Source organism: Dethiosulfatarculus sandiegensis (genome assembly GCF_000931935.2).
Classification (GTDB): domain Bacteria; phylum Desulfobacterota; class Desulfarculia; order Desulfarculales; family Desulfarculaceae; genus Dethiosulfatarculus; species Dethiosulfatarculus sandiegensis.
The window spans coordinates 244,973-265,816 of record NZ_AZAC01000056.1 but is presented as its reverse complement, the minus strand read 5'-3'; the positions used below and the strand labels follow the sequence as shown (position 1 = coordinate 265,816).

Annotated in this window: 15 protein-coding genes and 1 tRNA gene; 4 read left to right on the top strand and 12 right to left on the bottom strand. The window is 55.0% G+C overall.

What is annotated here, in order from left to right:
• Positions 1 to 70: 70 nt before the first annotated feature.
• Both X474_RS22195 and X474_RS22190 read right to left on the bottom strand, forming a co-directional pair.
• Entirely contained in the window at positions 71 to 3,820 is a 3,750-nt protein-coding gene (locus tag X474_RS22195; RefSeq protein ID WP_044352054.1) for a translocation/assembly module TamB domain-containing protein, read from the bottom strand.
• Entirely contained in the window at positions 3,820 to 5,649 is a 1,830-nt protein-coding gene (locus X474_RS22190; protein ID WP_197282227.1) for an autotransporter assembly complex protein TamA, read from the bottom strand. Before X474_RS22190 ends, X474_RS22195 begins: the two co-directional genes overlap by 1 nt.
• Positions 5,650 to 5,814: 165 nt before the next feature.
• Here X474_RS22190 and X474_RS22185 point away from each other — a divergent pair, with 165 nt between their 5' ends.
• From X474_RS22185 to X474_RS22170, 4 genes are read left to right on the top strand one after another with little or no spacing between them, the layout of a single operon-like run.
• Entirely contained in the window at positions 5,815 to 7,419 is a 1,605-nt protein-coding gene (locus X474_RS22185; protein ID WP_044352051.1) for a bifunctional aminoglycoside phosphotransferase/ATP-binding protein, read from the top strand.
• Positions 7,409 to 7,756, top strand: a complete 348-nt coding sequence (locus tag X474_RS22180; protein WP_044352050.1) for a hypothetical protein — start codon at positions 7,409 to 7,411, stop codon at positions 7,754 to 7,756. The genes X474_RS22185 and X474_RS22180 overlap by 11 nt, the downstream gene beginning before the upstream one ends.
• A gap of 2 nt (positions 7,757 to 7,758) precedes the next feature.
• Positions 7,759 to 9,477: an adenine deaminase gene (ade, locus tag X474_RS22175; RefSeq protein WP_044352048.1), complete on the top strand. Its 1,719-nt coding sequence runs from the start codon at positions 7,759 to 7,761 to the stop codon at positions 9,475 to 9,477.
• A gap of 43 nt (positions 9,478 to 9,520) precedes the next feature.
• Positions 9,521 to 10,984: a YhjD/YihY/BrkB family envelope integrity protein gene (locus tag X474_RS22170; RefSeq protein ID WP_052515513.1), complete on the top strand. Its 1,464-nt coding sequence runs from the start codon at positions 9,521 to 9,523 to the stop codon at positions 10,982 to 10,984.
• Position 10,985: 1 nt separating this feature from the next.
• Here X474_RS22170 and X474_RS22165 read toward each other — a convergent pair whose 3' ends face one another.
• The 10 genes from X474_RS22165 to X474_RS22115 form a co-directional block, all read right to left on the bottom strand.
• Positions 10,986 to 11,462, bottom strand: a complete 477-nt coding sequence (locus tag X474_RS22165) for a hypothetical protein (protein WP_044352046.1) — start codon at positions 11,460 to 11,462, stop codon at positions 10,986 to 10,988.
• A gap of 142 nt (positions 11,463 to 11,604) precedes the next feature.
• Complete coding sequence (locus X474_RS22160) at positions 11,605 to 11,982, bottom strand: MerR family transcriptional regulator (protein ID WP_044352045.1); 378 nt, start codon at positions 11,980 to 11,982, stop codon at positions 11,605 to 11,607.
• Positions 11,979 to 14,402 (bottom strand): phenylalanine--tRNA ligase subunit beta, encoded by a 2,424-nt coding sequence (gene pheT / locus X474_RS22155; protein WP_044352044.1) that lies wholly within the window; start codon positions 14,400 to 14,402, stop codon positions 11,979 to 11,981. The genes X474_RS22160 and pheT overlap by 4 nt, the downstream gene beginning before the upstream one ends.
• Positions 14,403 to 14,462: 60 nt before the next feature.
• On the bottom strand, positions 14,463 to 15,473 hold the full coding sequence (pheS, locus tag X474_RS22150; protein ID WP_044352042.1) for a phenylalanine--tRNA ligase subunit alpha: 1,011 nt from the start codon (positions 15,471 to 15,473) through the stop codon (positions 14,463 to 14,465).
• Positions 15,474 to 15,959: 486 nt separating this feature from the next.
• Positions 15,960 to 16,310 carry a 50S ribosomal protein L20 gene (rplT, locus tag X474_RS22140; RefSeq protein WP_044352040.1) on the bottom strand — a complete coding sequence of 117 codons (351 nt, stop codon included), beginning with the start codon at positions 16,308 to 16,310 and terminating at the stop codon, positions 15,960 to 15,962.
• A 28-nt stretch (positions 16,311 to 16,338) separates the two neighbouring features.
• Positions 16,339 to 16,536 (bottom strand): 50S ribosomal protein L35, encoded by a 198-nt coding sequence (gene rpmI, locus X474_RS22135; protein WP_044352038.1) that lies wholly within the window; start codon positions 16,534 to 16,536, stop codon positions 16,339 to 16,341.
• 183 nt (positions 16,537 to 16,719) lie between these two features.
• Entirely contained in the window at positions 16,720 to 17,232 is a 513-nt protein-coding gene (gene infC, locus X474_RS22130) for a translation initiation factor IF-3 (RefSeq protein WP_044352036.1), read from the bottom strand.
• A gap of 102 nt (positions 17,233 to 17,334) precedes the next feature.
• The gene (gene thrS, locus X474_RS22125; protein WP_044352201.1) at positions 17,335 to 19,248 is read right to left on the bottom strand and encodes a threonine--tRNA ligase; all 1,914 of its coding nucleotides are present in this window, start codon (positions 19,246 to 19,248) and stop codon (positions 17,335 to 17,337) included.
• Positions 19,249 to 19,389: 141 nt separating this feature from the next.
• Positions 19,390 to 19,464 (bottom strand) — tRNA-Val (locus X474_RS22120).
• 51 nt (positions 19,465 to 19,515) lie between these two features.
• The gene (locus X474_RS22115) at positions 19,516 to 20,676 is read right to left on the bottom strand and encodes a hypothetical protein (RefSeq protein ID WP_044352034.1); all 1,161 of its coding nucleotides are present in this window, start codon (positions 20,674 to 20,676) and stop codon (positions 19,516 to 19,518) included.
• Between the last annotated feature and the right edge of the window lie 168 nt (positions 20,677 to 20,844).

Sequence of the window (20,844 nt, the reverse complement as noted above, 5' to 3'; positions counted from 1 at the left end):
ATATTGAAGTTTACCGGGAGGCTTCACAGCCTCCCGACCTTTTTTCAGATAATTATCTTTAATTTACGACCTAAAAATCCCAGTTAAGGATGACATCCACACCGCTGTCCCTGGTGGTGCCGACCTGGCTTTCCAAAGAGAGCCAATGATTCAGGCGATACTCAATGCCCACGTTATCCCCGCCCTGTTGGCCCAGGTTATGGCGATAGCGCAGATAAAGATCGCTGCTAAGGTATTTCCCCGCCTCCAGTGAGGAGCCGCTCTGGGCCCCGTCATGCACTGTCACCACGTCCGGGGCAAACTGATCCCCCACCAGATCCTTTATCTCCTTGGCTCCCTGGGAGCCTAAAAGAGCCAGAGCCTGGGCGGTCAGCTCCCTGGATTCACCGCTGTTAAGCGAATTTGCCGGTCGCCCGAAAATAATGGTGCTCAAAATATCGGTCTCGCTCATGGGCGGCTGGGAGCTGAGCTGATATTGGGGATCGAGCATGGTCCCCAAAATGGTTATATAGATAAGCGTCTGGCCCACGGTGATCTTGGCCTGTCCTTCAAGGTTGGGATCGGGCTCGTTTTTCCCCGCGAAATTCAGTTCGGCCCGGTTCACCACAAACCTCTTTCCCTGTATGATGAATGCGCCTCTGGTGGCGCTGATTTTATCAAAGTAGCGCAAAGGTTTTCCGGGCTTCTTCTCCAGGCGCATCCCGCCCTTCAGCCTCACCCAACCCAGGTTTCCCAGGGTTATCTCGGGGATGTCCGGCGGTTTGACCCTAACGGAAAGAGACAACCCGCCCAAAAATCCCTTTGGATTCCAGACAAGGGAAGGATCCTTTGTCTGGATTGGCGGCGGTTTCTGTTGCGGTTTAAGCAAAACCACTTCCTTAAGGTCCGGCGGGGGGGCCATCCCCAGCCTAATATTGGCATTCAAGGGCATGACCTCACCGCTCACCTTGGGAGAATTCATGTCACCGGAAAGAGCCAGGTCCAAGTTTAGAAACACCTCGCCAACCGCCCCGAGCGAGGCCTTGAAGTCCCTGGCCTTTAAGTCGAGATCAAAACCCTCCGTTTTTTTTCCAGAAGGCAGATCCCAGGTTCCATTCAAGGTCAGCTCGCCTTTACTTTTGACCTTAAGCTTCTTAATCTTGAGGCGTCTGTTATAAAACTCAATGGAACCGGTTATATCTTCAAAATTCTGGCCGGTGGCCCTTATCATGACCCTTGCCTTTTCAAACTTTAAAGAGCCCTCGGCCAGGGGGCTGTGCCAAGGCCCGCTTGCCCTGAAATCCAAGTTCACATATCCGCCCAAGGCCACATATTCATCAACCAGGGGGTCCAAAAGGACCAAAGGCAAATTTTGGGCCGTGGCCCTGATATCCAGGGCCCCGTCTCCCGGATCCAGATCCAGGGGGTCGAGGCCAAGACCGGCATCCCAGGTTGCGCGCCAGGCAAAGGCCTTTTTATCACCCAAAAGAACCCTGCCCTTCAACCTGAACCCCTTTTGATCATAGCCCCCCTTGAACTCAAGAGTGGCCGGGTCCAAATCATCCCACTTAAGCCGGTCCAGCCGCCCGTTCAAATTAATAACGGGTTTGGCCAAAGTGCCCGCCAGGCCCACTTCCGTCCACAAACGGGCGGATTCGGGCAGGTGTCTTTGGGGAATCCAGGGAGTCGGCCTGAAATTCTTTATACTTAATTTTGCGTCAAGGCTTTTATCCGGCAGCAAAGTCCCGGAAAGGGTCAATGACTGTTCTCCCTGGCTAAGGCTAAAGTTCTTGAAGACGAGGCCGCTTGGTTGCCACCTGATCTCGGCCTCACCGGACTGATGCCAGGCATCAAGGGTGTGGGGTTTTATTGTCATCCGGCTGAGGCGGTAGGGTCGTTCTATCTTTAACGGCGTGGCAGATGAGATATCAAATGAAATTTCACCGACTTCGCAGACTCCCCTCAAATTGGCCGACCCGCCGTCAGGGGTAAAGTCGGCCTTGAGTTCAATGGAGTTCCAGAAAAGATCACCCTCAATGGTGTCTAAAAGAGTGATTTGCAGGTTGCCGGTGGGTCGGGGGCCCAACTTTTGGGCATCCAGGCGCAAAACTCCCCGAGTCACAAAACGATTGAACGCCTCCAGGTTGTCGACTTCGCCCGCGCAGCTTAAATCAGGCCCGGACCATGGGCCGGAAATCCGGCCTTTCAGTTTCATGTTCTGGGCCTGAACCTCGGGCGGTTCGATTCTGTAGGCCTTGAAAAAGGGTTCAAGGGTTCTGGTGCTGGGGATGGCAAGATCAAAATCCATCTCCGCCCCATTTTGGTTCAAACGCCCACTTGCCTTGACCTGGCCCCAATCACCCTGTACAGAGACCCTGTTCACCTGCCAGGCACCCTTGGCCACGGCGCCGCTTGCGATCAGTTCTCCAACCTCTACTCCCGGGCGGAAATGGGAAGGACCCAGCTTAAGGTCCCAGGCCAGGTTCTTCCAAGCGCCCTCCACCTGGGCGGAACCGTTTAAACGGGCCTGGCTCAGCCAATCCGGCAGATGTGAAGCCAAATTTTCCGGCGCAGTCAATTCAGTAAAATCAATCCTCAACCTTACTTCAGACAAGGGATCTTCTTTGCCCGCAACAGCCAATCCGGCCCGGCCCCGGGCAACGAGCTTGCCCCATTCTCCCTTGAGCATAAGCCGGGTCAGTTCCAGCTTAGCTTGGGAAAGCGAGGCCTCAAGCAAAACCGTGGTCTCCAGATAACCGGGGACTGAGAACCTACTCAACTCTGCGGAAAGACTAGATGAGGACCCCGGCTCAAGGGGCAGGCCGGAAAAAGAAAGATCAGTTTTCCCGGTCAAGGAAACCTGCCGGGGGCTGAACCCCCAGGACTTGAGATCCAAATCCTTTAATTCCGCCTTTAAGGAGCCTTTAAATCCTTCAAACCAAAGCTCTCCCTTAAGGCCCATCTCCTGACCCGGCCTGGTTATCTTGGCCACAGTCCGGCATTTTTCCGTATCACCGTCAAGATTGAAATCAAGCTGAAGGGGTGAATCCGGCAAAACGGGTCCAGGCCAGGTAAAGGGCAGGTCCTTTACCTGTTTTATCCAAGCCCTGGCCTTGGCTTGCCAGGCAAACTCCTTTTCCCAACCTAAAGAGCCGGCGCCCTTAATCCGATTTTCCCCTTTTTGCAGCTCAAATTGGTTTAGAACAACCTTTTCATCCTGCCATGTTCCCTTTATCTTTCCGCCAATCCAGCCCAGGCCCTGGTCCATCCTGGCCTGAAGCTCCAGGTCTTCCGCCTTTAACAAAGGCCCCCTGGCATCCAAGCGAAAAGAACCAACGGCATTCACAGACCGGGCTTCCAACAGGGGGCCCAGCCCCCCGGAAGTTAAAAAAGCGCCTCTTATCAGTTCAAAGCGCCTGATGCTGAGTCCCAGGGCAAAACCGCCGTCGCTTGTGTCGTCTTGTTTTGTCTCGGGAAAGGGCCAATGGACAACCGGCTCGGTTAAGCTGACCTCTTTTACGTAAATCCTGCCTCCAAGAAGCCTGATAAGGCTCAACTCCAGGCTAAGGTCTTTTGCGCTCAGCATCTCTTTTCCGGCAGGGCCTTTCAGGGAAAAACCATGGACCTTCAGTTCTCCGGCCAGGACGCCTTCTACAGAATCCACCCTAAGCTCAAACCCGGCCTCAGCCAGCCCGGTGCGGGCCTTGGTGAGCGCCCAGTCGCGCACAACCTCGCTGTGACTGGCCACCAGCACCAAAATGCATAACACAGCCCACAGAAGACCCAAACCTGCCAGAATCCAGGCCGCGCAGCCGGCACATTTCAAAAAAACCTTAGCCATCAAAAGGCCTGCCCAACACTGAGGTAAAACTGGTAACGGCTGATGGGGGAGTCTTCCGGAGGATTGAGCTGATATCCCACATCCATACGCAATGGCCCCACCGGGGTTTCGTAACGCAACCCGAATCCGGCGGTAAAACGCAAAGACCCGATCCCGGTGTCGACATTCTCCCAGGCATTGCCCGCATCCACAAAAAGCACCCCTCCCAGCTCCTTGTAAACCGGGAAACGCACCTCCCAGTTGGAGACAAACATGACCTCTCCGCCAAGGGGTTTACCTGCCGAATCCAAGGGTCCCAGGGACTGATAAGGGAAACCGCGCACACTGTTGGCTCCACCCGGAAAAAATCGCCTCACCAAAGGGATTCGCTCATCATCCAGCAGGGAAAAAACAGCTCCTGCCTGTATTCTGGTGGCCAGGGACCATCGCTTGGGGCGTTTAAGGGGATGAATATAACTGAACTCGGCTAAGGGGCGCACAAAGCCCAAATCCGAGTTAAGGGCCTTTAAGGCGGTTTCCACCTCCAGGCGCAGTAAAAATCCCTTGGTGGGGTTCAGAACGGAATCTCTGGCATCGTATTTGACCCCCAGGGGGATGGAGGCAATGTAAAAGGCCTGGTCCTCATAAACAGGATCGGGGACAGCCGCCTTAAGGTCCAGCATTCGATCTATTTCCGCATTGTATCCCAGAAAAAACGAATACCTTTCAGAAGGCTTATACTCCAAAACCGGGGAGATAAAATACCGGCGATGATTAAAGGCCTCATCGTCTTTTTGCTCCACACCGCCGGAAAGGCCAAAATGATAGTTCCAGCCCGATATATGAGGCACCTTCCAGCGGGCCACCGCACCCTCGTACAGGCTGCTGATCTTGGCCTCCAGGGAAAGGGTGTCGCCCAGGTCAAAGGGGTCCCGATTCATTTGGGAAAGGCGCACCCTGACACTCTCCTCGGTGCCCCAGCCCAGGCCAAACCGAAAACTGTGCGGCTTTCTCTCGTGCACCTCAAGCCAGATGGGGGCCTTCTCCCCTTTCATTTTCCTGTAACGCGGCTTTAAGCTAACCGAGTTAAAAAAGCCGGTATCCAAAAGCCTGCTTTGGCTCTTGCGCAAAAGGCTCAGGGAAAAGGGTTCACCCTCCTCATAAGCCAAGAGGCGTTTAATAATGCCTTCTCTTACATTTTGATTGCCTGTGACCCTGGTGGGGCCAAAATACACCTTGGGCCCCGGAGTAATGCGAAAAATTATATCCGCATGAAGCCGGTCGGGCTGAACCAGCACCTGCCCCTTAACCTTATTCATGGGGTGGGCTTCATCACTCATCACACTGGAAAGTTCATCTTTGCTCTTGCGGTAGTTATCCAGAACAAACCGCTTGCCCTTTTTTATAACCGCCTTGGCCAAAAGTTTTTCGCGCCATATTTTGGCCTGCTCCTCATTGGGAAATTCAAGCCTGATATTCCTGATGCGGGCGGGCTGGTTTTCATGAGACTCAAAGGTGACGGTGACCTTGCGGGTGGCCGGGTCCTTTTCCACCTTGGTGGTAAGCTTGACTTGAAAAAATCCATACTCCTGATACAGCTCCAGGAGGCGATCCTTATCCCTGTCCACGGCCAGGGGGTCAAAGACCTCCCCTTGGCGAAAGCCAAGACCGCCCGGAGCCTTGGTTTCCATCACCTCGGAGGCGCTGGAGGGGGAGATATTGTCAAATCCCTTAAAAACAACAGACTTCACCCGCCAGGGGTCATTGTCGGCCCATGAAACCGGGGAGTTGAGCAGCAGCAAAAAACAGACCGTGAAAACGGCTGAGAAAATGCGGTATCTTAATGACATGGCAGTTTCATTTGCAAAGTAGTCGTCCCAAAAAACCGTATCCTTGAACATTGGAGAAACACATAAAAAATGCGGGTCATAGATATTGCCTTAGGCTATTTTACTTGATCAGGCAAGTTTTCTCTCCAAATGAGGATAAAAGGGCCATCAGAACGGATCATTGTCATGGCTGAAAACCATAGAAAAATTATCCGGGCTTTTGGGGATCCGGCTTTTTATCCCCATAAGGTTCTGCAATTAGACCATTTACAGACCCATTTAAGCCACATTTTCCTTACCGGCGGCCTGGTCTACAAGATCAAAAAACCCCTTGACCTGGGTTTTGTCGATTTTTCCACTTTGGAAAACCGGATTCATTTCTGCCTTAAGGAGGTGGAGCTAAACCGCCGCCTTGCTCCGGAAATCTATCTGCAGGTCATGGCGGTTGCAAAATCCGAAAAGGGGCTCTCCCTTTTGCCGCTTGAAAAGGTGGACCGGCAAGATGTGCTGGAACCCTGTGTACAAATGAAGGAGATGGATCAATCAAGGCTCATGGACCGCCTTTTGGAAGCGGACCAGGTGACTGAGCAGGACATAATAAGCCTGGGCCAAAAAACAGCCAGGTTCCACTCTTCCCAGGGGCAGTCTTCCAAGGTTGATTTTTTCGGGCGTCTGGAACAGGTTCGGATCAATGTGGAGGAAAATTTTCGCCAGACCGAACCCCACCTGGGGGTGACGGCATCCCGCCCCAGATGGCAGGCAGTCAAGGATTACAGTTACGGATTTATGGAGCAGAACCAAGACCTGTTCAAGCAAAGGGTGGATAAGGGCCATATTGTAGACGGCCACGGGGACCTGCATTCAGGGAATATTGTCCTGCCCCCAGACCGGGACCCCATAATTTTTGACTGTATTGAATTTAATGAAAGGTTCCGCTACCAGGATGCGGCCTGCGACCTGGCCTTCCTGGCCATGGACCTGGACTTCCATCAAAAAGCCAACTTGACCCGCCTGTTGCTGAAGCATTACGTGAGAACCGGCGGTGATCGGGACCTACTTAAAATCATTAATTTTTACATGTGCTATCGGGCGGTTGTAAGAGCCAAGATTCATGGCTTCACTTTTGAAGACCAGGAGGTCCCACCGGAACAGAAGTTCACTGATCTGGCCAAGGCCAGGGCCTATTTTCGCCTGGCGGCCCAATACGCCCAAAACGAGCCGCCGTATTTCCTGGTATGCTTCATGGGGTTGATGGCTTCGGGTAAAAGTTATATGGCTAAACTCCTGGCCGGGCACCTGGGCTGGCCCCATGAAAACAGCGACCGGATGCGCAAAAAAACCGCTGGCATAGCGGTTGATGAAAGACATTACGACAACTGGGGCCGGGGACTTTACGATCCCCTGGCCACGGAAAAGACCTATCAGGCTCTGGCCCACTGGGCTGAACCTCACCTGGCCATGGGTCAAAGCGTTATACTGGACGCTTCTTTCAGCCGGGCCGGACACCGGGAGACCATGCTTGAGTTGGCCCGAAAAACAGGAGCCACTCCCCTTTTTGTGGAGGTATGGGCCCGGAGGCCGGTTCTGGAAAAACGCCTGGCCAAAAGACAGGCCAAGGCGCGCACTGTAAGCGACGGCAGGCTTGAATTACTTGACCGGCAGATAAGCTCCTTTGAGAAAACTTCGCACCTGCTTGAACAAAACCTGTTCAAACTGGATGGCGGCATGCCGGAACAGGAAAAGCTGAACCGAATGTTGGACAAACTCACGGAAATGGGCCATGGCCGTTGAATTTGAAGTTTCACCAAAGTTAAAATGCATAGATGCAATGCAGAGCCGGACCAAAGCCGGAATCATGGAACTCAACCTGGAGCAAAACCTCGGTTCGGCCATATTGCTGGCCGCTGTACAGGCATTCAGCGCCATAAGCCTCATCCCCGTCAGTGGCCCCCTTTGGGTCTCTCTGGGCAAAAGGGGCTGGGAGATACGCCTGGCCCTGGCTTTTGACACAAACCAGGCAAAGGCTCCCTTGGGCCTTGACCAGGCCCTTTTTTGTCCTCCGGCCAACCGGGCCGGCTATCATCATAAAAACCAACGCGGCATATGGGCCGCGTTTTGGGAGATTTAAAAATGCCCGCACCCTTGAGCCTTCAAGCCCTGACCGAAGCGGCCGCCGGGAAAAGACCCGCTGAACTGGTCCTGAAAAACGGAAACCTGGTTAACCTCTTCACCGACAGCCTGGAAAGGGCCGATCTGGCCCTGGAACAAGGGTTTATCGCCGGAATCGGCTCATATAAGGGAAAGCGTGAAATTAACCTAAACGGTCTTTTTGTCTGCCCCGGATTCATGGACGGCCACATGCATGTGGAATCAACCATGTTGAGCCCCGCCGAGCTGGCCAGGGCTGTCTGCCCCCATGGAACCTCCACTGTATTTGCCGATCCACATGAAATAGCAAATGTAATGGGATCCCGGGGGGTGGAGGCCATGATCATGGCGGCCAGGGGGTTGCCGGTTGAATTTCTTTTTGAGGCTCCATCCTGTGTTCCGGCCACTCATCTGGAGACTTCGGGAGCTGAACTCACGGCCGGGGATTTGGCTCGGTTGCGCCGTTTCCCGGAGATCATCGGCCTGGCCGAAATGATGAACTTCCCCGGAGTACTCAACACGGACCAGGGGGTTATGGATAAGCTGGCTGCCTTTGGTGACATGCCCATTGACGGACATGCGCCCTTTTTAAGCGGAGCGGACCTTAACGCCTATTGTGCGGCCGGTCCAGCCAGTGACCATGAATGCAGCACCATTGAGGAAGCCCGGGAAAAGCTCGCCCGGGGAATGTGGATCATGTTGCGCCAGGGCACGGGGGCCAAAAACCTGTTGGATCTCCTGCCCCTGGTCACTCCCCGCACCGAACGCCGCTGCCTTATGGTCACCGACGACCGTCACCCTGACGAACTGGCCCATGAAGGCCATATGGACGCCCTTTTGCGCCTGGCCGTATCCCACGGCCTGGACCCCATGACCGCACTCAGCATGGTGAGCTTTAATACGGCCCGCCGTTTCGGGCTGAAACGAAGGGGAGCCCTGGCCCCGGGCTATCAGGCCGACCTGGCCCTGGTGCATGACTTAAGCGGTTTCAAGGTTGAAATGGTCTTCAAAAAAGGCCGCATGGTGGCCAACTCCGGCGAGGCCCTTGAATTCAAGTCACCGGCTTTTGACGATGCCGCCAGGCAAACCGTTAATATCGGGAATCTGCAAAAGGAGTCCTTTACTCCCCTGGTGAAGGGAAACCGGGCCAGGGCCCTGGAATTGACACCCGGCCAGCTTCTGACCAGGGAGCTTATAGTCCCCGCTCCCCAGGCCCGGGGACGGCTGACGGCCGCCCCGGAGCAGGACTTGGCCCTGTTGGCTGTGGTGGAGAGGCACCAGGCCTCGGGCAGGGTCGGCAACGGCCTTATCAAGGGACTGGGCCTTAAAAAGGGCGCTCTGGCCGGTTCAGTGGCCCATGACAGCCACAACCTGATTGTGGCAGGGGCAGATGCTAAGTCCATGTTAACAGCCGCCCAAAGGGTTGCCCAAATGCAGGGCGGCCTGGTAGTGGCCCTTGGCGACAAGGTGCTGGCCGAGCTGCCCCTGTCCCTGGCCGGACTGATGAGCGACCAGCCCCTGGCAAGTGTTTTGGAGGCAATTGCAGCGTTAAGGCTGAGCGCCCGCCAAATCACCGACCTGGAAGAACCCTTTATGCTCCTTTCCTTTGTGGCCCTGCCGGTGATTCCTGACCTGCGCATCACAGACCAGGGTCTGGTGGATGTAAACGCCTTTAATCGGGTGGAGTTGTTTTGCAATTGATCACGGGTGAGGATTAACCCACACCATCAAGAGGTTCCAAGCCATGAATCAAAAAACTCGCCCCCAGAACCAGGTTCAAGAGGAACAGAAGCTGGAAAATGATGGCCTGGCCTGCCGGATTGAAAACGGGAAGCTGCCCAACGAAAAAGAAAAAGACTGGCTGGCAGACCTGGACTGCCGTTTGCTGAACTGGCTCTGGCAGCCCTCGGCCTTTATCAAGGGGCCCAAGGGATGGGGCTTTTTCGTGCTGAGGGTGGTGCATCTTTCGGTGCGCAACGCCTTTAAGGAAAGGCTGCCCTTTTCAGCCAACGCCCTCACCTTTATCACCCTTTTGGGCCTGGTTCCGGCGCTGGCCATCTCCTTTGCCCTGGCCAAGGGCCTGGGGTTTGCCAATCCCTTGCGCAAGCTTCTTTTGGAAAACGAGCTTCTTTTCTCCCAAAAGGATATCCTGGAACAGATAATAGGCTATGTGGAGCGCACCCAGGTGGGCACCCTGGGAGTGATGGGGCTCATTTTTCTGGTCGTCACCATGATCCTGATCATCTCCAGTGTGGAGCAGGTATTCAATAATATCTGGGAAGCGCCTAACCAGCGCTCTTGGGTGCGCAAATTCACCGACTACTTTTCGGTAATGGTGATTTTTCCGCTCCTGGTCCTGGCGGCCACAGGCGCCTGGGCGGCCCTTTCCACTCATCAAGTGGTGCAATGGCTGTTGGATATGGCCGTGGTGGGAGAGGTGGCCCGCACCGGCATGGGTTTGGGGCCGTTTTTCATGCTGGCCGCAGCCTTTGCCTTTATCTACCTTTTTTTGCCGAACACCAGAGTATCCTTTACCTCGGCCCTGGTGGCCGGACTGACCACGGCCTTTTTCTGGTGGACGGTGCAGAGCATTTATATCTTCTTCCAGATCGGGGTCTCCCGCTACAACGCCATATACGGCGGTTTTGCCACCCTGCCCCTTTTCATGGTCTGGGTGCAGGTTAGCTGGACCGTGGTTCTCTTTGGCGGACAGGTGGCCCACGCCCATCAGGTATGCCTGCACGGCCCCATGCCCCGCTTTGTTTACGCACCCCTGTCCCCGGCCCAAAGGGAAAACCTGGGCATGCAGATCATGCACCGCCTGGCCATGTCATTTCACAACGGATTTGGACCGGTGCCTCTTAATGACCTGGCGCGGGGCCTGGGTATGCCTTTGGGGGAGGTGCAGGGCCTGGTCCGCACCCTGGCCGAAAACAACCTGCTTACAATTGTGGAGCCCAACGGCTCCCTGCAGCCCGCCCGCAGCCTGGAAACCATAACTCTGGGGGATCTCCGCCGGATTTTAAGGGGACCTGTCTCTCCGCACGACGGGCCTTCCACCAGCGCCTATTCCCCTTTGCCGGAAGGGCTCCTGGCCAAGGCGGAAGAACTCTCTTTAAGAAACCTGGATCAAATCAACCTTCTGGACCTGGTTCAGACCACAGAGGGGGAGCAGATCGACAAGGGGGGAAACAACCACAAACAATAGGCTACTGTTTAATGGACCTTTTAATGGTGACGGTCTGCCCGGTTTTTAAATCAAGGGAAAAATCTTCCTGCAAAAAAGCGACGTTTTGGGGATAGGAATTCCGGCTGATCTTGACCCCGATATAGCCTTCCACCAAAAGGCGCACTTTTCTCTGTCCAGGCGGAGCCAGAAAGACCGTATCCCTTTTCAGTATTTTATCGTTAAGGGCATGCAGCCTTTCGCCTGACTCTGGTTTAAGGGGTGTTAAACCGTCTCCCTGCCCCACCAAAAACAGCCCCCACTGCCACTGCAAAGGGATAATACCGTTATTATCATCCGGAATCGGGTAATCGCCCGCATCTGCCGCCAGCTGGACCCTTATCCTGGCCGGATTTTCTCCGGGGTTTGCGAACCCACCTGCGCAGGCTGCCAAAAAACAGCACAGAGCCAATAAAAAAGCCCAACTGGTCCTGGTTTTTAAAAGTGGCATACCAGGCATGAAAAACCATCCTTACTGAAAAAATTACCGAAAGTTCCGAACTCCTCTTTCTTAGATTTCAGGATAGTTTTCAAATTGTGTCAAGCTATATAAACAACCAGAACATATTTGGAAAAGATTACAGGTGACGGCCGGGGCGGTTTCAGTCATCCAAAAGGGTGAGGATTTCTTTTAATTCCAGCAAAAGCGCCTTGCTGTCTTGACGTTCGGAAGGTGTTTCCGGTTCCTTGGCAGGTATGTTGTCCAGGGAATAGTGTTCCAAAAGGCGTTTGACCCCGGCCAGGGTGTAACCCTGGCCGTGGAGCAGTTCTTGAATTTTCTGAAGTTGCCGTACATCCTCAGGTTGATATACGCGATGCCCGGAAGGAGCGCGGCGAGGCTTGAGTTGGGGGAATTCGCTTTCCCAGTAACGAATGACATGAGTGTCCACCCCCAAAAGCCGCGCCACCTCTCCAATCCGGTAGTAGGGGCGGTCCGGGAACAGCTTTCCATCTGTTAAAGCGTCCCGGACGTCTTTCATTGCCTTATCACACCTCCGTGGGCGGCCAGGAGTTTTTCCACCAGGTCATCATGAACCTTTATAACCTCTTTTTCAGTCAAGGTTCGGTTCGCATCCCGGTAAGTAAAGCGCAACCCTAGGGATTTCTGGCCTTTTTGCAAGGGCTTTCCTCTATAAATGTCAAAGAGTTCGACCTTGCGCAACCATTTTTTCGCCTTGCCCTTGGCCAAATCCTCGGCAGAAGCCAGGATGTCGCCCGCGCCAACGGCCTCATCCACCACCACGGCCAGGTCCCTGACAATCTCAGGATAACGGGGCAGATGATGGAATTCTTTGGCTTCACTGGCTTTTTCCACCAGCAGGTCAAAATCCAGGTCAAAGAAATAAGCCGGTTGGTCAATATCAAAACCGGCCAGGGTCTTGTCGTCAAAGCGGGCCAGATCACCGAAGTATTCGCCGTCTAAAAGCGCCCGGCACCAGTCACCGCCCTGAACATAGGGCTGGGGGCCACCTTCGGTGTCAAAAGAGAGCCCTTTTATTCCAAGGCCTTGAACCAGGAACTCCACCGCGCCCTTGGCATGGGCCAACTCCACCTTGGTCTCACCGGTCCACCAGTTGGCGGGCTGGGCCAGGCCGCAGAAGACGCCGCTCAAGCGGGAAGGCTCGGTGGGCTGTTTTTCCCCGAAATCCCAAAAGACCTTGCCCACCTCGAACATGGCCACGTCCCGGGCCTTGTGCCCCAGGTTGCGCCTTAAGGCCAGGAGCAGGCCCGGCAACAGGCTGGTGCGCAATACGGAAAGCTCCTCTGAAAGTGGGTTCATCAAAGAAACCACCCGTGAACGGGAATCTTCTTCGGCAAAACCCATCTTCCGGACCGAATCGGGCAGGTCAAAGGAATAGGTGATCGCCTCATCCATACCCATGGCAGTGAGAAGGTCTTTGGCGTTTTCACGCACCCTCTGGTTCCAGGCCCTGGGCTTGGCCATCAAGGGGGCCAGAGGCATATGGTCGTCTATACGGTTGAAGCCGCCCAGCCGGGCGATTTCTTCGGTAAGATCCACCGGACGCTCCAGGTCGGTTCGCCAGGCGGGAGGCTCGGCAATGATGATGTCTTCATCCGGGCCGTCGCCCACCTTGACTCCCAGCCTTACCAAAGGCGTGGTCACCGCCTCCTTGTCCAGCTCCATGCCGAGGAAGCGGGAGGTGTCTTTTACCGAGAGTTCCAGTTTGGGGGCCTGGTAGGGCCTGGGGTACTCATCGATCATGCCCTTGGCAACCTGGCCGTCGGCAAAGTCCGCCATGAGCTGGGCAGCCCTTTCGGCGGCCCGGGAGCAGCCTTCGAGGTCAATACCACGCTCAAAACGATAAGCGCTCTCAGTGCTTAAGTTAAGGCGTTTGCTGGTCCTTCTGGTGATCAGGGGATCAAAAAAGGCGCTCTCGATCAATACGGTCTCTGTGTCGTCAGCAATCTCACTGTTTAAGCCGCCCATAACCCCGGCCAGGGCCACCGGTCCGTCACCGTCGCAGATAAGGGCCATACCCTTTTGCAGCTTGCGCTCCTGATTATCCAGAGTGGTGAAAACCTCGCCCTCATCGGCCAGACGGACGCTGATCTGTCCCTTGGCCACCTGGCGGAAATCGAAACCGTGCAGGGGCTGACCCATTTCCATCATCACATAGTTGGTGATATCAACCACATTGCTGATGGGGCGCATGCCAATGGCGCTGATACGGTCGGCCATCCAGATCGGCGAAGGGGCGATCTTCACATTTTGGACCAGCCTGGCGGCGTAACGGTGGCAGGCCTCGGGGGCCTTGATCGAAACCGAGGCGTAGTCGTTAATATCCTGATCACTTTCCTCAAAGGAAATCTCGGGCATCTTGACCGGAAGCCCCTCTATGGCGGCCAGATCCCTGGCCACACCCAGTATGCTCAAGGAATCACCCCGGTTGGGGGTGATGGAGATCTCGAGCACCTCAGTCTCCAGGTTGAGGGCGTCCAATATGGGGGTGCCCGGAGCAAGACCGCGGGGGAGATCAACTATTCCGGAGTGGTCGGCGCTGATCCCCATTTCACTCAAGGAGCAGAGCATGCCCACGCTCTCCACCCCGCGGATCTTGGTCTTTTTGACCTTCATGCCCTCAGCCAGGACAGCCCCGGGCAAGGCAAGGGCGCTCACCATTCCCTTTTCCAGGTTGGGCGCGCCACAGACAATGGTCAACTTTTCACTGCCTGTATCAACATCGGCCAGGCGCAAACGGTCTGCGCCGGGATGAGGCGACACATCGAGGACCTTTGCGCAGATTACTTTATCTAGGCCTTGGTGGCGTTCAATTACACCGTCCACCTCCAGGCCGGACATGGTTAAGGCATCCGCCATCTCAGATGCGGACAGCCTGCTATCTACAAACTCACGAAGCCATTTGACGGGAACCAGCATGATAGTGCCTTGCCCTTTTCCATATGTGAAAACGAATCCAGTATACCTAAGCGCCTATGATCAGAACTGGCGCAGGAACCTGAGATCGTTATCGTAGAACATGCGAAGATCGTCTATACCCCAAAGCAACATGGCAATGCGCTCTATACCCATGCCAAAGGCAAAGCCGCTCACCTCTTTGGGATCGTAGTTCACATTGGCAAAGACATTGGGATCGACCATTCCGGAGCCCAGAATTTCCAGCCAGCCTGTGTGGCTGCAAACCCGGCAGCCCTTGCCCTTGCAATTCGCGCAGCCGATATCGAGTTCGGCGCTGGGCTCGGTAAAGGGAAAGAAGCTGGGGCGGAAGCGCACCGGAGTATCTGAGCCGAAGATCTGACGGACAAAGGTGGTGAGAACGCCTTTTAAATCGGCAAAAGAAATGCCTTTATCCACCATGAGGCCTTCAACCTGGTGAAACATGGGGGTGTGGGTTGCGTCTGAATCCCGGCGGAAAGCCTTGCCCGGGCAGACAATGCGCACTGGCGGCTTATGGGCCTCCATGGTCCTGATCTGAACCGGGCTGGTGTGGGTGCGCAAGACCACGTCGGGAGCAACGTAAAAGGTGTCCTGCATGTCCCTGGCCGGATGGTCGGGAGGCATGTTCAGTGCCTCGAAGCAATACCAGTCCAGTTCCACTTCAGGACTTTCGGCCACGTCAAAACCCATTTGGGTGAAGACGCTTAATATCAACCGCTCAGCCTGGGTCACCGGGTGTAGTCTGCCCCTCTTGGGCCTGATGCCGGGCAGAGTGACGTCTTCAGTGCCTTCGGCCCGACCCTTTTGAGCCTGTTCGAGTTCCTCGGCCTTCTGGTCCAGGGCCTCTTGCACCTTTTGCTTTACTTGGTTGGCGGTTTGGCCGAATAAGGGCCTTTGATCAGCGGGCAAAGAGCCGGTTTTGCGTAAGAGCTGGGTCAGTTCACCCTTGCGCCCCAAAAATCTGGTTTTCAGCGCATCCAGCTCAGCAGGGTTTTGGGCCCCACTAATGGCTGCAAGGGCGTTGTCCCTGATAGATTCAAGTTGGTCGAGCATTTAGCCCCCTCGTTCGCCGGGTTTTATTCAGGCGACCTAAGAGCCTGTCTGCTAAAGGCTCCCGAAGCGGGCCAAGGGCGGGCTTCGAAAAACGAAGCCTTTCGGAAACCCGTGGGGTGAAGGCCCGCGCACGCCACTTAGCTTTAAAAGTTACGTGGCGTAGGGAAGTTACCAATAAAAAATTAATGATAACTCCTGAGGAAAAATCCTGGGTCGGATTTTCCGACACGCTCTTAGTTTCGCTTGGCGGTTTTATATTGCCTTGGGCTTGTTTAATCAGCAGTGCCCGTTCGCCGGGTTTGATTAAAATCCTTTGGCAGGCCTTTAACAGCGGCTCCAATGGGAGGCCATTTTTCAGAAGCCTTATGCCAAGGCTCATGAACCGATCGGTTCATGAGCCTCAGTGCGGGTAGCCAAGCATTTTTCCGGTTGCCCTTTTGGCGAAAAAGACCACCCTCTTGGGAAGCCCTTGCGGCGCTGTCTGGCTTAAGCCTCTTTGGCCAGGACGGCTACGGCAGCGAATCCGGCGGGGTCACTGACAGCCAGGTCGGCCAAGATTTTCCGATCCAATTCGACATTGGCCTTTTTAAGGCCGCCGATAAATCGGGAATAGCTCAGATCGTGCTCGCGCACGGCAGCGTTGATCCGGACAATCCAAAGACGCCTGAAATCGCGTTTTTTGACTTTCCGGTCGCGGTAGGCAAAGGACATGGCCCGGTCCACGCTCTCGGTGGCGATACGGAAGAGCCTTCCCCTGGCGCCACGGAACCCGCGGGCCTGTTTCAGAACTTTATTGCGGCGCCTTCTGGCCTTGAAACCGCGTTTTGCTCTGGGCATTGTCTATATCTCCTAAACTCGCAAAAATCTACAGATTGGGCAGCAGTCTGCGCAATCCCTTGGAATTAGTGGCGTCCACGATGGCGCTTTTGCGCAGGTTGCGTTTTTGCTTGGGGCTTTTGCAGTTGAGCAGGTGGCTGGCATAGGCCTTGTTCCTTTTCAACTTGCCTTTTCCCGTAACCTTGAAGCGCTTGGCCGCTGCACGATTGGTTTTAATCTTGGGCATTTTAAACTCCGTTATAAAGGGCCGCAGCTAACTAAAGAAGGGACCATAGTAGTATGCGCCGGGTGCAATCACCGCACAAAAGACACACCACCCTTATCGCTGGGCAAGGGTTGCATTATACGGCACCGGGCTAAAGCTTGCCAGCAATTGAGAAAAAACCACCGTTTTTTTTCGGCAAAAAACCTATCTGGGTGCCAGCACCATGGTCATAAAGCGACCTTCCATCTTGGGCATCGCCACCACCACGGCAAGATCCTCGGCTTCCTGGGCGACTCTTTCCAATAGCTGCCTGCCGGAGTCCTTGTAGGCGATTTCCCTGCCCCTGAACTGCACCGAGACCTTGACTCGGTTGTGTTCCTCCAGGAAGGTGAGCACCTTACGCATTTTGAAGTTGAAGTCATGGTCTGCAATTTTAGGCCTGAACTTCATCTCCTTGACCTGAGTCTGCGCCTGTTTCTTTTTCCCCTCTTGCGCCTTTTTAGCCTGCTGGTACTTATACTTACCGTAGTCCATTACACGGCAGACCGGCGGGTCGGCGTTGGGAGCAACCTCCACAAGGTCCAGACCGGCATCGTGAGCCAATCTGTTGGCATCCTCAATGGAAACGATGCCTGCCTGTTCACCCTCGGCGTTAATCAGGCGCACCATGGGCGACTTGATCATGTTATTCACCCTAACGCGCTGTTGCTTGGCTATGGCCCTTTCCTCCTTATCCTAGGTTTAAATAATAAAACACACCACAAGCTTGATAATTTTTGCTGTAACGGCAAAAATTATCAAGCCCTGGATTTAATTATATCATGCATTATTTCCAGAGGGTTTGGAATCCCTTTGTGCAGCTTTGGCTCTCATCTGGTCAAAGGGAGCTGATACTTCCTCTTTAAAGAGTGCAATCAGCTCGTCAAGCGACATGGCTTCCAGATTTTTACCGCTCTTCAACCTGGGAGTGACTTTTCTGTCTTTAGCTTCATTGTCTCCCAGGATGATCATGTAGGGAATCTTCTCTACCTGAGCCTCGCGGACCTTGGCCCCCAATTTTTCATTTCTGAGGTCGGCCTCGGCCCTGAAACCGGCAGCCTGGAGACCAGCCTTGACCTCTTTGGCCCATTCGTCGGCTCTTTCGGTAACAGTCAAGATCCTAACCTGTTCGGGAGCCAGCCACAAGGGGAAGGCGCCGGCATAGTGCTCAATCAAAATCCCGATGAAGCGCTCCAAAGAGCCTAAGATGGTTCGATGCAGCATCACAGGACGCTGAGCGCTGCCGTCAGGAGCAGTATAGGTGAGATCAAAACGCTCGGGCAGGGTGAAGTCGCACTGGATGGTGGCGCACTGCCAACGCCTTTTCAAGGCGTCGGTGAGCTGCACATCGATTTTGGGCCCGTAAAAGGCGCCGTCGCCCTCGTTGAGCTCCCACTCGCGTCCGCTGGCCTTAAGGGCCTTTCGCAGGGCCTCTGTGGCCCTTTCCCAGTCTTCATCGGTTCCAATGGATTTTTCCGGCCTGGTGCTGAGCTCCATGGAGTACTCAAAACCAAAGAGATCCATCATATCCGTGACCAGGTTCATGATTCCCAGAATCTCGTCCTGAAGCTGCTCCGGAGTACAGAGCAGATGGGCGTCATCCTGGGTGAAGGCGCGCACCCTGGTAAGGCCGTGCATAACGCCTGATTTTTCATGACGGTGCACCAGGCCCAGCTCGAACATGCGCATGGGAAGATCGCGATAGCTGCGTCGCCTGGATTTGTAGATCAGCATATGGGACAGACAGTTCATGGGCTTGATGCCGTACTGGATTTCGTCAACCTCGGTGAAATACATATTCTCCCGATAGTTGTCAAAATGCCCGGAACGCTCCCACAATTCCCTTTTGAGGATGAGAGGCCCCTGAACCATGTCGTAGCCCCGGCGCAAGTGCTCCTGGCGCTCGAACTCCTCAATGAGGTAACGAAGCATAGCGCCCTTCGGGTGCCATATGGCCAACCCTGCGCCGACTTCGTCATTAAAGGAGAACAGATCCAGCTGACGCCCCAAAACGCGATGGTCGCGCTTCTTGGCCTCTTCCAAAAGGGCCAGGTGGTGCTTCAGCTCTTTTCTATCCCAAAAAGCCGTGCCGTAAATACGGCTCAGCATCTTATTTTTTTCATTCCCCCGCCAATAGGCTCCGGCTACGCTCAGGAGCTTGAAGGCTCCGATCCTGCCGGTTGCGGGCAGATGGGGGCCGCGACACAGGTCTGTAAAGCCGCCCTGGTCATAGAGGCTGATCTGGCCGTCTTCCAGGTCCTCAATCAGCTCGACCTTGTAGTCCTCGCCCTGTGAACTGAACAGGGAAAGGGCCTCGGCCTTGGGAATCATGCGTCTTTTGAACGGGGTGTTGGCCTTGATGAGCTCCGCCATTTTATTCTCAATGGCAGGCAGATCCTCCAGAGTAAAGGGCCTTTCATACTCAAAGTCGTAGTAAAAGCCGTCTTCGATGGAGGGGCCGATGGCCACTTTCACGCCGGGGAAAAGTTCCTGCACCGCCTCGGCCATGACGTGGGCCGTGGAGTGACGCAGGACATCAAGGGCTTCGGCCTCACCCGGCAGAACAGGGGTCAAAGCAGCATCGGGCCCAACCAAGGCGGTCAAATCAAGCAGACCTCCCTCCGTAGTTCGGGCGGCCACAGCCTTTTTGGCGGCCTTTTTATCTAACTGCTCCAGACATTCCCTTGCTGTCATCTGCTCGGCGGACACTATTCACACGCCCCTAAAATAAAAAAAACCCTGATCCCCGGACCGACCCTATGTCAGTCGTTGCCCTCCGCGCTTAGCGAAAAGGCCTCGTCGGCTTTGTTCGCCGAACCGTGGAGAGGGTGAATTTGGTAGGCGCGCCGGGATTTGAACCCGGGACCTCTACCGTGTCAGGGTAGCGCTCTCCCCCTGAGCTACGCGCCTTTGCACTAGAGCCAAGTTTCTACCAGCGGCCCTGCGTTATGTCAAGAAACTTCAACGAGGAATCAGCACAACTTTCATCATTTCCGGCTCTATTTCCACTACATTAACCAGAAACTCTTTAAATTGCTGCAAAAGAAGCAAGTCAGCCAATTCGGACGGCGGGGCTTTTATTTTCAAAGTCAAAGTGGCCTCGCCTGCTCCCAAGGAATTTCTACGCACAGAGGCAACCATGGAACTAAGAGAAGCCAGCACTTTTTCAAACCGGTAAAGCTGCCCCAGATTGCGCACACCGGTCACCACCATGGTCAACTCGCCGCTCTTGCCCTCGCCGGTCTCCTTCTCCGCTCCGGTAACCTTTTCCAAAAGCCTGCGAACAGCCCCCTGCACCGCCTTGGCCACCTCCTGGGAGGCCTCCGGGCCCGGAGTGCCGCGGTAAATCGGCCCCTCCACTTCATCGGTGCCGAGAACCCTTCCCTCCTTGACATCCAAAAGCTCAAGCTGGGCCACCGGCTGGGGTGACTGGCCTTCCGGAGTAATCAGGGGATATGTCCTGACCCTGCCCAACAAAACCAGGCCCGCACCGGCCAACTTTCCCAGATCCAGAGCCTGTTCCTCGGTGAGTACATCGGTCTTGGCCGAAGACGGCACTTGCCCCACCAGAGGAGAGACCTCGCTTATCTTCACTCCCAAAGATCTCAGGGTTCTGGCCACCAGGGGCGGAGCAGGCGGAGCGCCGGGCGCACCGGACCACCAGAAAAAAGCCGGCCTGCCCGGCGAGGATTCCTCGGCCACCAGAACCAGGGCCTCGGCCAGCCGGGCTGCGGGCAAGCGCAGTCCCTTGGCGGCGAGGGCCTGATCAAGGGCCACCCGATTCACCTCAATGGAAGTGAGGACCAAGACGTCGCCGCCTTCCACACTGTCGGCCAGGGGAGTGAAGGTATCCACGAAACGTCCCGGATCAGTGAGAATGGCCTGGTCCAACTCCCTGAGCTTGGTGCGCAGGGTGGCCGGATCGACCATTTCAATGGCAATCCTGGCCACAGCCGACTTAAGGGCCTGTCGTATGGCCTGTTCCCGGCCCTGAGCCGCATTTTCATTAGCCGGGGCGCGCCCCAGGGTTACCAGGGTAGTCGTTTTGCCGCCCATCATTGCCATGGCTGGCAAGGAAGTGAAGCTCACAATCAAAACCATAGCCCACAAAAGGCGTTTCATTGTCTTCTCCTGCCTTGTTAAGCATAAATGACTCGCCCCTGATCAATGGGTGCGAACATTTTTACGGAATCTTTCAACTTGCGGTTGGTCTGGGTATACAGTTTTTTTGGGGCCGTCCTGTAATTTTGCAGATGCCAAGGCCCCAGGGCCTTTTACAAGAATATTGCC

Excerpts from the sequence above, each read along its gene's own strand:
- pheT (WP_044352044.1), bottom strand. The coding sequence starts at position 14,402 with ATGCTGGTTCCCGTCAAATGGCTTCGTGAGTTTGTAGATAGCAGGCTG.
- X474_RS22190 (WP_197282227.1), bottom strand. The coding sequence starts at position 5,649 with ATGTCATTAAGATACCGCATTTTCTCAGCCGTTTTCACGGTCTGTTTT.
- rpmI (WP_044352038.1), bottom strand. The coding sequence starts at position 16,536 with ATGCCCAAGATTAAAACCAATCGTGCAGCGGCCAAGCGCTTCAAGGTT.
- X474_RS22195 (WP_044352054.1), bottom strand. The coding sequence starts at position 3,820 with ATGGCTAAGGTTTTTTTGAAATGTGCCGGCTGCGCGGCCTGGATTCTG.
- X474_RS22165 (WP_044352046.1), bottom strand. The coding sequence starts at position 11,462 with ATGCCTGGTATGCCACTTTTAAAAACCAGGACCAGTTGGGCTTTTTTA.
- pheS (WP_044352042.1), bottom strand. The coding sequence starts at position 15,473 with ATGCTCGACCAACTTGAATCTATCAGGGACAACGCCCTTGCAGCCATT.
- X474_RS22185 (WP_044352051.1), top strand. The coding sequence starts at position 5,815 with ATGGCTGAAAACCATAGAAAAATTATCCGGGCTTTTGGGGATCCGGCT.
- X474_RS22115 (WP_044352034.1), bottom strand. The coding sequence starts at position 20,676 with ATGAAACGCCTTTTGTGGGCTATGGTTTTGATTGTGAGCTTCACTTCC.
- X474_RS22180 (WP_044352050.1), top strand. The coding sequence starts at position 7,409 with ATGGCCGTTGAATTTGAAGTTTCACCAAAGTTAAAATGCATAGATGCA.
- rplT (WP_044352040.1), bottom strand. The coding sequence starts at position 16,310 with ATGCCCAGAGCAAAACGCGGTTTCAAGGCCAGAAGGCGCCGCAATAAA.
- X474_RS22160 (WP_044352045.1), bottom strand. The coding sequence starts at position 11,982 with ATGAAAGACGTCCGGGACGCTTTAACAGATGGAAAGCTGTTCCCGGAC.
- X474_RS22170 (WP_052515513.1), top strand. The coding sequence starts at position 9,521 with ATGAATCAAAAAACTCGCCCCCAGAACCAGGTTCAAGAGGAACAGAAG.
- thrS (WP_044352201.1), bottom strand. The coding sequence starts at position 19,248 with ATGACAGCAAGGGAATGTCTGGAGCAGTTAGATAAAAAGGCCGCCAAA.
- ade (WP_044352048.1), top strand. The coding sequence starts at position 7,759 with ATGCCCGCACCCTTGAGCCTTCAAGCCCTGACCGAAGCGGCCGCCGGG.